13 protein-coding genes and 1 tRNA gene are annotated in these 14600 nt (G+C 65.6%); 13 read left to right on the top strand and 1 reads right to left on the bottom strand.

Annotated elements, in window-relative coordinates; translation table 11 throughout:
* Window positions 1-457 precede the first annotated feature (457 nt).
* The 7 genes from AC1U2B_RS11325 to AC1U2B_RS11295 all read left to right on the top strand — a co-directional run bounded on the left by AC1U2B_RS11325 (window position 458) and on the right by AC1U2B_RS11295 (window position 7470).
* On the top strand, window positions 458-1036 hold the full coding sequence (locus AC1U2B_RS11325) for a hypothetical protein (protein WP_480216878.1): 579 nt from the start codon (window positions 458-460) through the stop codon (window positions 1034-1036).
* Window positions 1037-1124: 88 nt separating this feature from the next.
* On the top strand, window positions 1125-2771 hold the full coding sequence (locus AC1U2B_RS11320) for an acyl-CoA synthetase (RefSeq protein WP_480216877.1): 1647 nt from the start codon (window positions 1125-1127) through the stop codon (window positions 2769-2771).
* Between the two features lie 7 nt (window positions 2772-2778).
* Complete coding sequence (locus AC1U2B_RS11315; protein ID WP_480216876.1) at window positions 2779-4134, top strand: acetyl-CoA hydrolase/transferase family protein; 1356 nt, start codon at window positions 2779-2781, stop codon at window positions 4132-4134.
* 12 nt (window positions 4135-4146) lie between these two features.
* Entirely contained in the window at window positions 4147-4524 is a 378-nt protein-coding gene (locus AC1U2B_RS11310; protein ID WP_043984098.1) for a hypothetical protein, read from the top strand.
* Between the two features lie 150 nt (window positions 4525-4674).
* On the top strand, window positions 4675-5688 hold the full coding sequence (locus AC1U2B_RS11305) for an AurF N-oxygenase family protein (protein WP_480216875.1): 1014 nt from the start codon (window positions 4675-4677) through the stop codon (window positions 5686-5688).
* Window positions 5689-5813: 125 nt separating this feature from the next.
* The gene (locus AC1U2B_RS11300) at window positions 5814-6209 is read left to right on the top strand and encodes a YciI family protein (RefSeq protein ID WP_043984100.1); all 396 of its coding nucleotides are present in this window, start codon (window positions 5814-5816) and stop codon (window positions 6207-6209) included.
* A gap of 7 nt (window positions 6210-6216) precedes the next feature.
* Window positions 6217-7470, top strand: coding sequence for an RNA polymerase sigma factor (locus AC1U2B_RS11295; RefSeq protein ID WP_480216874.1), 1254 nt, complete (start codon window positions 6217-6219; stop codon window positions 7468-7470).
* Window position 7471: 1 nt separating this feature from the next.
* On the opposite strand, the gene AC1U2B_RS11290 is transcribed toward AC1U2B_RS11295, so the two are convergent.
* Window positions 7472-8059 (bottom strand): hypothetical protein, encoded by a 588-nt coding sequence (locus AC1U2B_RS11290; protein WP_260932482.1) that lies wholly within the window; start codon window positions 8057-8059, stop codon window positions 7472-7474.
* A gap of 217 nt (window positions 8060-8276) precedes the next feature.
* On the opposite strand from AC1U2B_RS11290, the gene AC1U2B_RS11285 reads away from it, so the two are divergent.
* From AC1U2B_RS11285 to AC1U2B_RS11260, 6 genes are all read left to right on the top strand, one after another.
* Window positions 8277-9902 (top strand): hypothetical protein, encoded by a 1626-nt coding sequence (locus AC1U2B_RS11285; protein WP_480216873.1) that lies wholly within the window; start codon window positions 8277-8279, stop codon window positions 9900-9902.
* A gap of 4 nt (window positions 9903-9906) precedes the next feature.
* Window positions 9907-10680 carry a DUF2510 domain-containing protein gene (locus AC1U2B_RS11280; protein WP_480216872.1) on the top strand — a complete coding sequence of 258 codons (774 nt, stop codon included), beginning with the start codon at window positions 9907-9909 and terminating at the stop codon, window positions 10678-10680.
* A 138-nt stretch (window positions 10681-10818) separates the two neighbouring features.
* A tRNA-Leu gene (locus tag AC1U2B_RS11275) sits at window positions 10819-10892 on the top strand.
* A 117-nt stretch (window positions 10893-11009) separates the two neighbouring features.
* A complete protein-coding gene (locus AC1U2B_RS11270; RefSeq protein WP_480216871.1) occupies window positions 11010-11825 on the top strand; it encodes a mycofactocin-coupled SDR family oxidoreductase in 816 nt (271 codons plus the stop codon).
* A 537-nt stretch (window positions 11826-12362) separates the two neighbouring features.
* Window positions 12363-12995: a cutinase family protein gene (locus AC1U2B_RS11265; protein ID WP_480216870.1), complete on the top strand. Its 633-nt coding sequence runs from the start codon at window positions 12363-12365 to the stop codon at window positions 12993-12995.
* A 554-nt stretch (window positions 12996-13549) separates the two neighbouring features.
* Window positions 13550-14600 (top strand): hypothetical protein (locus AC1U2B_RS11260; RefSeq protein WP_480216869.1); only part of this gene is annotated, 1051 nt, incomplete at its 3' end.

The raw sequence follows: 14600 nt of genomic DNA, 5'->3' as shown, positions 1-14600 counted from the left end.
TCAGGCCGAGCACCGCGAACAATGCGATGGTCAGCACGACGAAAATCGCGACAGACATGTTGGCTCCGTTCGGGCGCGTCTCGGCGGCGCCCACGAGGCGAAGTAAACGCCGCCACGGTGGGTCCGGCTCTGGTCTTGATGCTTTCCTTACGGGCTCCGCGCGTTCATTTACGGAGTCCTTGCGGGCACGGTGACATGGGTCATATCCGGGGAGCATTTCCGGGCGCGAGCTGGCTGAACTGGCCGGAGTTTTACCAGGTCAAAAGGGTGAGTCTGGCAATTTTGGCTGGTGCCCACAGGTGGTGCCCAGCGTCTTTACACCCTGGAGGCAAAGGGGTCGAGTGGCGTTAAGAAGCCGCAAGTTTTTGGTGCGGTCACATCAAGACTCTGGCAGAGCCGGCCGTTGTCGCTGGTGACACGGGTAAGCCTGGAGAAACACACCGCTTTTGGAGGTCTCATGTTGCTGTCCGCTGTACCGGGCATTGAAATTGCCTGCCCGGCAGCGTCGTTATCCGCGTCGGATGTCGCTCGCCGGGTGGTCCGCGGCGGACTTCTGGTCAGCGCTGTTGGCGGGCGGGAGCTTGATGCGGTACTTGCCGTCGGCGTGGCACCGGGGCGGATCGGTGTGCACTGCGACGACCTCACCGATGATGAGATTCTGTGGGCGGCGCGTATGGGTATAGGCCGACTGGTGATTTCGTCGGCACACCAGGCCGACGTGCTGTCTTCCTGCGCGGGCCTGGGCCTGCGTGGAGTGTGGCTACAGATGGGATGCGGTGTATCGGTCCTACGCGGGCGTCCCGGGCTGTGTATCGCCGGCCTCGAGGCTGATTGCGACGGAGCCGAGTGCACGGCAGTGGTCGACAACCTGATGGGCGAACTGGCCGACATCCGCTGGCACGCTCTTGTTGGGCGATTGGGGATTTCGGGTCTTTGCTTGGACCGCGACGCGGTCGACGAGATCGATGACGCAGTGACCGAGGGGTGCATCAGGTACCGGCTGCCACGGCCGCAGTTGACGTTGTGTAGTGCCTAGCTCCGGGTAGGTGGTGTCCTCGAGGCGTTCTACCGGCTAACGTGCCAGTCGTGTGGGGTCGATCACCCCTCAGACTCGGGAGGTTTTGGTGTTCGACGTCGTCGGTGGAGTGCTGCAGAAGCTGGGCCGTGTCGGGGAGTCCGTGAACGCGGTGAAGCGGCTCGTTGAGACCGGATTTCTGGATCTGTCCAACCCTGGAGTGATGGTGGAGACCGCCAAGAACGCGCCGGTATTCGGTCCGCAGGCGTCCATGGCCATCCAGGGCGGGCGCAAATACGCGGACCTGCCCGCGCTCGTCGATGAACGCGGCACCTTGACCTACGGAGAGGTGAACGACCAGTCCTGGGCGTTGGCGCGCGGGCTACAGGGCCTGGGCGTGACCGAAGGCTCCGTCGTCGGGCTGCTGTGCCGGGACCATCGTGGTCTGGTCCTTGCCATGGCGGCGTGCGGAAAGCTCGGGGCCCGGCTGGTGCTGATGAACACCGGGTTCGCCAAACCGCAGTTCGCTCAGGTCTGCGAGCGCGAAGGCGTCAAGGTGGTGCTGCACGACAGCGAGTTCCTCGGACTGCTCGATGCCCTGCCCGCGGACATGCCGCGCGGGTTGACGTGGGTCGACGAGGGCGTCGACGTGCCCGAGTCGATGCTTACCCTGGACGCCATCATCGCGGCCAACTCCATCGAGCCGCTGCCCGCGCCGAGCAAGGCGGGTGGATCGGTCATCCTCACCAGCGGGACGACGGGCCTGCCGAAGGGTGCACCCCGCAGCTCGGTGTCGCCCTTGGCGACGGCACAGATCATCGACCGAATTCCGTTCCCGCGCAAGGGAACCATGGTCATCGTCTCGCCCATCTTCCACAGCACCGGGTGGGCCACCTACACCGTCGGCGCCGCTCTGGGCAACAAGGTGGTGACTGCCCGGCGCTTCAACGCCGAGCGGACCCTGCAGCTCATCGCCGAGCACAAGGCGCAGATGCTGGTCGCGGTGCCGACGATGCTGCACCGGATCGTCGAACTGGGACCCGAGGTCATCGGCAAGTACGACACCTCGTCGCTGAACACCATCCTCATCGCCGGGTCGGCGCTGAGCCCGGAGCTGTCCAACCGGGTCCAAGACACCTTCGGCGACGTGCTCCACAACTTGTACGGCTCGACCGAATGCGCCATCGCCAGCGTCGCCACCCCGGCCGAACTGCGTCTCGCCCCGGGCACCGCCGGACGGGCGCCGGTGACGTGCGAGGTGGTGTTGTACGACGAAAACGACCAACGCATCAAGGGAAACAACCGTCGCGGCCGCATCTTCGTCCGCAACGGCGCGCCCTTCGCCGGTTACACCGACGGCCGGACCAAGCAGATCATCGACGGCTACATGTCCAGCGGCGACATGGGGCATTTCGACGACCACGGGCTGCTGTTCGTCGACGGCCGTGACGACGACATGATCGTCTCCGGTGGCGAGAACGTCTTCCCGCAAGAGGTCGAAGAACTCCTCGCGGAGCGGGACGACATCTTTGACGCGGCCGTGGTCGGCGTCGACGACGTCGAGTGGGGCAAGCGCCTGCGGGCATTTGTCGTGTTGCAGCCGGGAGCTGCGCAGGACCCCGATGAGATCAAGGCGTTCGTCAAGAACAATCTGGCCCGGCACAAGGTGCCCCGCGACGTGGTGTTCATCGATGAGTTGCCGCGCAACACAACCGGCAAGCTGCTGCGCCGGGTGCTGATCGAGATGGACGTCTAGGGCAGCGATGCCAACCGAACTCAGTGCCGACCAGGCGGCTGCCCGGCTGGGGCCGGTCGACACGATCGGGATCACCCTGGGTCCCGGCCAGCCGCCGGCTGTGCTGCGGGCGCTCGGTGCGCGCCAGGACTGGACGAACCTGCGAGTGTTCGGCGCGCTGTTAGCCGTTGGTACCGAACTGTTTTCGCGACCGGGCGTGCACTACGTGTCCGGTTTCTTCGGCCCGATCGAGCGGGCGCTGCGGGACATGGGCGCTGACATCGAGTTCGCGGCCGCGGACTTTCGCCGGTTCGCCCCACTGCTGGAACGGCAAGCGCCGCGGGTGATGACGACAGTGGCGACGCCACCCGATGCCGACGGTTGGTGCTCGCTGTCGTTGCACGCCGGCGGAACCATCGACGAGTTGCGCCGCGCCGGCGCCGACCCGCAACGTCTGCTCATCGTCGAGGTTTCCGACGCCTACCCAAGGACTTTCGGCTACGGCTCGCACCGTCACTCACTGCACGTCGACGAGATCGACATTCTGGTGCGCTCGACCGACGCCCCGCTGGCCCTGCCCGGGGGTGATGTGCCGCCGACGGAGGTTGAGCGGGCGATCGCGCAGCACGCCGTCGGCTTCATCGGTTCGGGGGCGACGCTGCAGACCGGAATCGGCGCAATTCCCAATCAGATTGCCACCTTGCTGGCCGAGGGCGACGGCAGCGGGTACGGCCTGCACACCGAGATGTTCACCGACGGCTGCATGCACCTACATCGCGCCGGCAAGATCAGCAACACCGGCAAGGGACAGTACGACGGAGTCAGCGTCACGACCTTCGCGTTCGGGTCGCAGGAGCTCTACTCCTGGCTCGACGACAATCGCGATGTCGCGTTCTTGCCCGTCGACATCGTCAACTCGCCGGAGGTGATCGCCGCCAATACCGACATGGTCTCCATCAACGGCGCGCTCGCGGTGGACATTCAGGGGCAGGTGACTGCCGACACCATCGACGCGGGACAGTTCAGCGGAATCGGCGGCGCGGAGGACTTCGTCGCCGGGGCCGGGCTGGAGCTGTCGGACCGCTCACTCATCTGTCTGCCTTCGACTTTCGTGAAGGACGGCCAGCTGCGGTCGCGGATCGTGCCGTGGTTCGGGCCCGGCGCCGTCATCACCACGCCGCGGCACCAAGTCGACGTCATCGTCACCGAATACGGTGCCGCGGAACTGGAAGGCAAGACCGTCCGGGAACGCGGTGAGGCGTTGGCTGCGATCGCGCACCCGCAATTCCGCGACGCGCTTCTGGCAGCGGCACTGCGCGCCGCGAAGGGGCGTTCTCCGGTCGAGAACTACGCCAATCTTCCGGCGCAGCCGCAGAACTCGTGATTCACTGCCGCCATGACGAGCAGCGACCAGCCGTGGTGGATTTCCGCGCCCGTCGCTGAACTCGCGGCGGCGATCCTGCCGTTGTTCGGATCATCGTCGTTCGACAGTGAGCGCGGAGCGATGACGGACGTCGTGTCATGGCTGCGAACCGGCGCCCGGGCTCCACGCGGAATGTTCTCCGCGGGCATCTCGTCGCGCGGTGATGTGTTTCAGAATCCCGACCTGCGGGCGGTCGCCGAGGCCATGCAACTGCTCGAACGCTCGGGTCTGCTGCTGCGGGTCTTGGTCCCGTCGAGTCATTCCAGCTTCGACGTCGGGCTGACCCGGCTCGGTTGGCAGGCCGTCCAGACCGGCACCGTCAGGCAGCACCTCGGGCTGGGCGACCTCTAGCCGAGCGTGAAGAAGATCGTCAGCATCCGCCGATTTTTGACCATCGTCTTCACGTTCGGCGGTAGAGCGACCCTTGACAATCATATGGGACCGGGGGTCCCATATGACTGGGTGAGCAACGGTGCTCCGATGCGTAGAAGAGGCGACGTCATGGCTGTTACGAAGATGGTCCGCAGGTGGCGCGCTGGGATGGACGTGGGCGCCGACATCGACTACTGCGCAAATCTGGAGACGCTCTCAGCAGGTTCTGTGCGCCGAAACTTCAATCCGTATCTGGATGTTTCGTGGGATTCGCCGGAGTTCCGGGTGACGGCGAACGACCCGCGCTGGGTGCTGGCCAAGAGCGACCCCATCGGCATGAGCGCCTGGTACCAGGCGCAACCGCTGGAAAAGCGGATCGCGATCGGCATGTGGCGCCAGGCAAACATCGCCAAGGCCGGTCAGCAGTTCGAGAGCATGCTCATCCGCGGGCTCCTCGCGTACACGTTCTGGGTGCCCAACGGCAGCCCTGAGTACCGGCATTGCCTGCATGAAGCGGTGGAAGAGGGCAACCACACCCTGATGTTCCAGGAGATGGTGAACCACGTGGGCGTGGACGTCCCGGGTCTGCCGCGCTGGGTCAAATGGCTCAACTGGGCCTTCCCGCTGTTCGCGAGCCCGATGCCGACGTTCTTCTTCATGATGGTGCTGTGCGGCGAGGAGCCGATCGACCACATGCAGAAGTCGATCCTGCGCGAGGATGGTTCGATCCATCCGATCATGGAGCGCGTCATGGCCATCCATGTGGCCGAGGAAGCACGACACATCTCGTTCGCGCACGAGTTCCTGCGTCGGCGCATCCCGGAGATGCGGCGGCTCAACAGGTTTGGGCTGTCGATCATGTATCCGCTGGCGTTCCGTCTGGCTGCGTCGTTGATCGCCAAGCCACCCCGCTCCTTCTGGCGTGAGTTCGAGATTCCCAAGGCGGTCAAGAAGGAGATCTTCTGGCGAGCGCCGGAATCCAGGACGATGCTGCGCGAGATCTACGGTGACGTGCGCATGCTCGCCGAAGACACCGGCCTGATGAACCCGATCGCCAAGATCCTGTGGCGCGTCCTGCGGATCAACGGCCCGGCGTCGCGTTTCCGCAGCGAGCCGGCCCGGCACGCCGCCGTCACCGTGTAGGCGGTCGCGCCCAGATCGCGATGAACTTTCGCTCGATCGCGAGTCATTTCCGTAGCAATGTCGAAAACGGCCCCGTCCGTTCGACGTGTGTGTGAAGGATTGACTCGACGACGAAAGGTCACGCAATGCGCTACATGGGTTTGGTCATCATGGATCCCAACCAAGGTCCGCCGCCGCAGGAACTGGTGGACGCGATGGGGGAGTACGTCGCCAAGAATGCCGCTGATGGCATCTTCCTCGATGGCGGCGGTCTGGGGCAGGGCGAGGGTCGGGTCGGCTACGAGGTGCGTTCCGGGCAGCTGAGCAGCACTGACGGGCCGTTCACCGAAGGCAAGGAGATCATCGGCGGCTACGCGATCCTGGAGTACCGCAACCCGGCCGAGGCCGCCGAGGGCTGCCGGCAGTTCACCGAGCTGCATCGCCGGTACTGGCCGGAATGGGAAGGCCGGATCGAACAGCACCTGATCGAAGGCCCCGCGGACACCGGATGTCCCGCAGGCGCGCCGGAACCGGGCGCCTGACATTGCGGTGACCCGTACCGGAGGTGCCGGCTCGACCGGCGCCGACGCAGTGACCGCCGCCTGGCGCGCCGAATCGGCACGCCTGGTGGCGGCGCTGGCCCGCATGACGCGCGACATCGACCTTGCCGAGGACGCCGCGCAGGACGCACTCGTTGCGGCACTGGAGGAATGGCCCGACCGCGGGATTCCCGCGAACCCCGCCGCGTGGCTCATGACGGCGGCCAAGCGCCGCGCCATCGATCACATCCGGCGTGCGGAGACACTGCGCCGCAAGACCGAGGAAGTCGGGCACCGGCTGGAGGAGGTCGACATGCCGGATTTCGAAGGGCAGCTCGACTTCATCGAAGACGACGTGCTCCGGCTGATGTTCCTGACTTGTCACCCCGAGCTGTCGGCGGCGTCGCGCGCGGCGCTGACGCTGCGGCTGGTGTCGGGACTGAGCACCGCTGAGATAGCCCGCGCCTTCCTGGTGCCGGAATCGACCATGGCACAACGGATCAGCCGCGCGAAGAAGAGCCTCGTCGGCGTGGACATGGAGCTGCCGGCGGGGGCCGACCGCGTCGACCGTATCGACGACGTTCTCGCCGCCATCTACCTCACGTTCAACGAAGGCTATGTGGCGACCGCCGGTGAGGATTGGACGCGCCCCGATCTCTGCTTCGAAGCGATCCGGCTGGCGCGCATGGTGGCCGCCATGGTGCCGGACATTCCGGATTCGCTTGGGCTGCAGGCACTTGTCGAACTTCAGGCATCGCGGATTCCTGCGCGTACCGATCGCGACGGAGCGCCCGTCTTGTTGGACGATCAGGACCGCGCCCGGTGGGATCATCTGCTGCGGCGCCGCGGCCTGCAGGCACTGGCCCGCGCGGAGAAGCTCGCCGCGACAGGCGCACCCGTCGGGACGTACTTCCTGCAAGCGTCGATCGCGGCGTGCCATGCCCGCGCAATCCGGGCCGAGGACACTGATTGGCATCGGATCGCCGACCTGTACGACGTGCTCGCTTTCGCCGCCCCTGGTGCTGTTGTCGAGGTCAATCGTGCGGTGGCCCACGGCCGTGCGCATGGCGCGGAAGCCGGGCTGGCGGTGCTCGACGCGCTCGGCCCCGATCCCATGCCCAGATCGCCGCTGCCGCACGCGGTGCGCGGAGACCTGTTGGAGCGCTTGGGCAGAACCTCCGAGGCGTCGGCAGCGTTCACTCAGGCCGCCGACCTCAGCACCAATGAGGCGGAGCGCTCACTGCTGCTGGGGCGTGCTGAATGACCTAGGCCGGTTTCTTGGTCAGGTCGGCGTTCTCGTCCTCCTGGATCGGCACGCCGTCCTTCTGCGAGATGGATTCGATCGATCCGATCGAGGTGTTCAGGTCGGTGATGCCGCTGGCGTCGCCGCCCTTCAGCTTGTCGAACGCGGCCTGGACGGTGTCCCCGAGCTTGTCGAGCGGCGCGATGATCGCCTTGCACAGCGTGGGGTCGGCCTGCACGTCGGTGGCGGCCAGCCGGACTTCACGCTTCACGAACAGCGCCGAGAGGCCGCCCTTGATGAAGGCCTTGATGCGTCCGTCGGCGCCCTTCTTGAACGTGCCGGCCTGGAACGGTTTCCACAGCCAGCGGTGGAACGCGCCGAAGGCCAGGCCGCTGTGCGCGACGAACTTGGTCTTGGCGAACGACGTGGTGGCCTGCGCCGGGCAGGTCTGGGAGATCGGCGCGGCGTCACCGGCGTCGCCCGACGGGTCGGCGGGGATCGAATCCGATGTGGTGTTTCCCTGCGCGGCTTCTTGTTTGTGCCCACAGCCGCCCACCAGCAGGACGACGGGGATGACCAAGACGGCGATCAGACGGACCAGCGTGTTCACGGGTTGCCTCCAGCAAAAGTTGGCTCGTTTCCCAGGTTCGGCGCGAAGCTAGCAGCCAAACCTGGGTGTTTGGTGGCAACGGCTTGACGTCCTGATGCCTGCTCTGGCTGCGGCACTTCACCTCTCCGAGCGACCTACCTGAGAAACGAGTACTGCAGTACTCGTGATGGACAGGCGCCATCGTCGGATGCTTCCAGGTGAGAGGAGGTGAGCCGCCATGGGTGCGCTACGTTCTCGCCGCTACTCGCGGCGCGCGGCAGGTGCGCTGGCCCGCGGATGCGCGATCTCGTTGGCGATCCTGTTCGGGGGCGCGGGCGTGGTCTTCGCCGATCCGTCGTCCACAACTACCGCGCCTACAACGACTGCGCCCACGACGGCCGCTCTACCTGCATTCAAAGCGCTACCACCGGTCATCGCGGCACCTGTGCCGGCCACGGACCAGGTCACCCTCGCACTTGAGCCCACCCACAGTGGCGCGGGAGCTCAGGTCAAGGCCACCGTCACGGGCTTCGACTATTGCCTGGACGCCCCGCACCTGCTGTGGGATGGGCAGGCGCTATCTGCCGGTCTGACGTTCACGGTGCCGGACGGCCCGGCCGGTGCGCACAGAGTGACTGCGGTGTGCAGACTCCTGGATGGGGCCCGCACGGTGGCTCCGGCGACGTTCACCGTCGACGCGACCGAGAAGCCCACTCTCACATTGGATCCCGGCAAGGGGCCCGCCGGCTCGCAGGTGACGGCTACACCCAAGGGCTTCGGGACGTGCCTCGACGCGCCGCACCTCCAGTGGGACGACCAGCCTTTGGCCGCCAAGGCCGTGGACCCCGCCATTGGCAGCCTGGCGTTCACCGTTCCGGATGGCCCGGCAGCCTCACACACCGTCAGCGCCGTATGCGGGACCCTGCGTAAGGCATCAGTGGTGGCGTCCGCGCCCTTCATGGTGGTCGAAACCCCGAAACCCACTTTGACTTTGAGTACCCCGAAGGGACCCGCGGGCTCGGCATTGACTGCGACAGGTACGGGCTTTGCCTGCCCGGACAGTGGCAGCGTGCTGTTGTTCTGGGACGGTGACAGATCTCCGGCGACCAAGGCCCCGTCCGGCACTTTCCGTGTCCCGTTCGGCGTTCCCCCGGCGGCGTCCGACGGCGAGTACACGGTGCTGGCCGCCTGCGCCGGCGATCCCGACGTCGCAGCCAGTCAGCAGTTCACGGTCGTCAGCCCGGTGACGAACCAGGGAACGCCGGCGGCGTCCATCTCGCTCGATCCGACACAAGGGCATGGAGGCGACGCGGTGCAGGTCGTCGGCTGGCAGTTCAACTGCGCCAACCACGAACGGACGGTGGGGCTGTCGTGGGATGGCGCCCCACCCCGGTTCAACGTGGCTGTCGATGGGCTCGGCGAATTCACGACGTGGTTTGCCGTCCCAAGCGATGCCGCAGTCGGCAGTCATACCGTGCGCGCCTCCTGTCCGGATGGATCAGCTTGGGACACTGGAGAATTCACCATCGTGACCCTAGGTCTGCCGGTGCCGCCACCTATCACGACACCGCCGGTGTCACCGCCTCCCATCATCCCGCCGCCGCCCCATAAATGGTGGCCGGTCGTCGTGGTCGCTGGTGTCATTGCGGTACTCCTGTTGGCCGCGGCCGTCCACTTCGGCCGGCGCGCACTTCGGCCCCCGCGGGTCCGGGTCATCACGCGGCCCTGTGGTCCGGCGGTCGTCAGGCTGCGTGAGAGGCCGGCGGCCGACGAGATGACGTACGCGATTCAAGTGGCGGTGCATTCCCGGCCCGATGTCGTGAGCTTGAGAGGGGTGGATGATGAGCACATCCGCGTTGACTGAGACGGTGACCGTTCGAGACCTCCTGTATGGCGATGCGCCGGTCGAACCGACTCAGGCGCTGGCCGACTCGCTGCAGCAGAGTGGGACGGTCAGCAACCTCGTTGCCCGCTTTCCCGGCGTTTCGTCTCTCGTCGAGAGCGAGGTGGCCAAGGAGATCGATGACCTCCTGTCGCAGAGCTTGCTTGATCTGGCCGTCGACGGATGGAAGAAATTTGCAGAGCTCATGGACGCCGCCCGCCGGACGGGCGACAACCCGGCGGCCCGGGAGACCGTGAAGCTGGTGACGCACCGGATCGAGTTCAGCCACCCGTGGACCGTCGAGGTGTTGGTCAACGGCAAGTCGGCCGGCACCCTCGAGGTCGAGTTGGCGGTCTCCTTGGACATGGACCTGATGGTTCTCGTGGTTCAGCGCGGTCGGATCACGGCCATCGAATCCGGCCGAGGCATCGTCACCGCGGCATTGGAGATCGCGCAGACCGAGGTCGTCAAACGCCAGGGCCGGTTCAACTTGGGCGGCGAAATCCCGCTTGGCCGTGGGCTGATGCTGGCCGAACCCATGGCGACTGCTGCCTCGGCCGACCGCGCTGTGGTCACCAATGCGCAATCACCGAGTGCGAACTGGTACCCCGATCCATTGCGCCGGTACGAGTTTCGCCGATGGGACGGGACGCGTTGGACTGACCAAGCCTCGACCAAGGGCCGCGTGGCGTCCGATCCCATTGTCGGTGAACATGTTCCGAGGCCCTGCGACGCAACTCCGGTGACACGGCTGCACTGAGACGTGGCGCTCGGGGAGACCGAGTGCGTCCACGGCGGCGGTGACGCGGCCGGCTTCGATAGGCGCAATGCTCGGCCTGAGGTACGTCGAGATCTGCGCAGGCGCTAACGTCGTGTCCGCGCGGTCTGGGTGAGCGCCGCCCCCATAGCCCAATTGGCAGAGGCAGCGGACTTAAAATCCGCCAAGTGTCGGTTCGAGTCCGACTGGGGGCACTCGACTGTGGCGCTGCGACGGCAGTACCCGCGCCGTCGGCTCTAGCAAATCCCCATCGCCGAGCGTTTACTGATCCCACGGCGTTTCGGTGGCATCAGCAAGACCCGGAGGTTGCCATGGGCCTTCTCGACGGCAAGGTCGTCTTCGTGACCGGAACTGCGCGGGGCATGGGGCGAAATCACGCGATACGACTCGCGCGTGAAGGGGCCTCGGTCATCGGGATCGACATCGCGGCCGACGTCACGCCGCGCAGCGGGTGTCCCGGCCCCCGCGAGGCGGACCTGCACGAGACGGTGCGCCTCGTCGAGGCCGCGGGCGGCAAGTGTCTGATGGCGGTCGCCGACGTCCGGGACTCTGCGGCCATGGATGCCGTGCTCAACGAAGGCGTCGACAGGTTCGGCGGACGTCTCGACGTCGTCGTCGCCAACGCGGGTATCAGCACCTGGGCGCGCTTCTGGGAGATGCCGGACGACGAGTGGCAGACGATGATGGACGTCAACCTCACCGGCGTCTGGCGCACGATGAAAGCCGCTGTCCCGCATATGATTGCAGCGGGCAATGGTGGCTCGATCATCAATATCAGCTCGGTTGCCGGAATCAAGTCATTGCCGGGCCAGGCTCACTACAGCGCTGCCAAGCACGGAGTGGTCGGACTGACGAAGTCGGCGGCCATCGAGCTCGCCGAGTTCAAGATCCGGGTCAACTCCATCCACCCGTGGGGCGTCGACACCGTGCTTGCTGCGGATCCGACCGTCGGCACGTTGCTCACTGATCACCCGACCTACCTGATGTCATTCGGCTGCATGCTCAGCGACCCATTTCCCGCGACTGTCGACGACATCTCCGACGCGGTGATCTACCTGGCGTCGGATTTGTCGCGTGCCGTCACCGCAACGCAATTGACTGTCGATATGGGTGCCACGAAGGTGTGATCGCCGCTCTGTGGATGTAGCCCCACTAGTAACTCGATCTATCTGCGACTAGATATCGCTCTTTGGGCTATGGCGCTGCGCCGGTAGGCGGACGATCGTAGAGAGTGTCAACAAATCACAATCTCAGCCACGAAGGCCGAGGCCGTGCGCCGGCGTGGTGGGCACGGAGAGAAGGCGCCATCATGATGTACGCAGAGTACGAAATGGCGGCATTGGTGGTGCTACTGGTTGGCGCCGGGTGCGAGGTGGTGGCGACCAATCTGCGCCGCGCCCACCCCACTCGGATGCCAGCCCGAAAAGCGGCACCGCCGATATCGAAAACTCATGGAACCCATTCGGTATCAAGGGATCATCGGGCCGGAGGTTCGGTTGATGCGAAGGGCCTGCGGCTGGCCATGGAACGGTCGCACGACAAGCGCGCGCAACGGCGCCGGGAGAAGAGAGAATTCCAAGCCTGGCTGGACATCACCTCGCGTCCAATGTAGTGACGGATCAAACGCGTTGCGTAGCCGTGCCACCGCCCTACGATCGGTAAGTATGACCCGCAAGCTCCCCCTGCTCATGGCCCTCGCGGCCCTTGCCCCAGCCGTTCCGGCATTCATCGCGACACCCGCCGCAGCAGCACCCTGCCCCGACATCCAGGTCGTGTTCGCCCGCGGCACCACGGAGCCGCCGGGCCTGGGCAGTGTGGGCCGCCCGTTCGTGGACGACCTGCGGGCCCGGGTGGCGCCGCATTCTGTTGAGGCGACGGCGGTCGATTACCCGGCGAGCAACGACTTCGCCCAAAGCACCCCGGCCGGCATCGACGCAGCGCGTTCGGTCATCGAGTCCACCGCGGCCAACTGCCCGAAGACCAAGATGGTGCTCGGCGGCTACTCGCAGGGTGCGGCGGTGATCGAAGGTGCCACCAGCGCGGCGCCGCCGCAGGTCGCCGGTCACGTCGCCGCCACCGCACTGTTCGGTGCGCCGCGCACCGGTTTCGCGAGCATGCTCGCCGGCGGACAGCTGCCGGAACTGGCGCCGCAGTATGTCGCCAACTCCATCGATCAGTGCGCCCAGGCCGATCCGATCTGCTGGGAAGGCGGAGGCTTCGACCCCGGCGCTCACGGTTCCTACGTGCAGTCCGGAAAGGTCACGCAGGCAGCCGATTTCGCAGCGAGCAAGATCTAGGGCCGAGCTAACCGAATGACACAAGCACTACCCGCGATCCCGTTGGAACTGCTTCAAATTCTCTGACCTTCAGCGACTCCGTAGTCCTCACACGGGGAGCACGGCGTTCATCGATGTCGGCCCGTCGATCCATGCGCGCACCGACCCCACTCCTTCGTCGCGCCACCTTGCCCTGCTCCGTGCCCATCAACCAGGCCGCCCACACCGCAGCTGCCTTCTCCTCTGTGCCATTGCGACGGCCGGCGGGCTCGTTCCCGATGACGATGCCGTGGGCATACCTGAATCGTCGATCCACGATCAGGAGCCGTCTGGGTTCTAGAACGATTCATGTCCGAAATATCAACATCTTTGCGCTAATAGTTTTATGTAGTTAATTGTCTTGGATGGTTAACTTTCCGCTGTTGAATTTCAATATGGAATAGCGAAAGTGGTGCACAAAAATTCGCAAAGTTTGTGGCGAAATTGGCCCCACGCAGTGATCAATGTGAAGTAATTTGCGGGTGCAGGTTACCGATTACTGAGGGGGAGTTTTGCAAACAATTACGCGGACCAGCATGACGAGCGGGGTGGCACTGATCGGAGCGAGTGCCATCGCGCTGTCACCGATAGTGGTGGCACCGCAGCAGGTGCACCTGCCGGCGATCCCGGTGTCGAGCCTCGCGACGACGTTGACCGCGTCGGTCAATCCCATCAGCGAATGGGCGAAGGTCCTCACGACAACGTTCAACAACGTTTCGGCCCTCGGCCAGCAGGTGTGGGCCGACCCGGCTCCCATCCTGAAGCAGATCATCATCAACCAGCTCGGCTACGCGAACACCATCGCCACTGACCTGGGCGCCGCCGGCAACAGCTTCGTCACTGCCGTGAAGGCACTTCCGCCGGCTTTCCAGCAGGCAGCTCAACAACTGGCCGCCGGCCAGATCAGTGGAGGCCTGAACACGGCATACACCGCCATGCTCAACTTGGTGATAAGCCCCGGCTTCGCATTGCTACAAGGTCAGATGCTCAACATCCCCGGCCAGGTCATGCAGCACATCACCGACGTCGTCAAACTAGGCCCCGCTCTTCTTGTCGGTGTGGGCTTTTCTGCGCTCGGCATGGTTGGCAGCGTCGAGAGCGCGTTTGGGGACACAGCGCAAGCGGTGTACGACGGGGTGCGCGCCGGCAACTTCGGGGCGGCTGTGAACGCGATCGTCAACGCCCCGGCCGTGCTCACCAACGCCTTCCTCAACGGGTACTCACCGGCGACGGGATTATGGGGGCTTCTGACCCCGGGAGGTGGCTTGCTCCCGGTACTGGCGGTCGCCGTTCGCCAAGCCATCGCACAAGCGCTGGGCGCACCGGTGCCGCCCGCGGCGAAGGTGGCCGATACTGCACCGTCCGCTGTTCCGTCGGCTGCTTTGTCGGGTGCGACGGTCACGCTGGGCGCGGAGAAGGTGACGACGCCTGAGGCCGTGAAGGTCGCGGCGACGAAGACCTCGGAGACGAAGACCTCGGAGACGAAGACTCCGGCGGCCGAGACCACCCCGGCAGAGCCCGCCGCGACGGCGCCAGCTGCAGGGGCACCTGCCGCGTCGTCGCCCGAGACACCTTCCCCCGCAACCG

This window comes from Mycolicibacterium sp. P4_G11, assembly GCF_056555145.1.
This window is presented reverse-complemented; position numbering and strand designations above follow the sequence as displayed.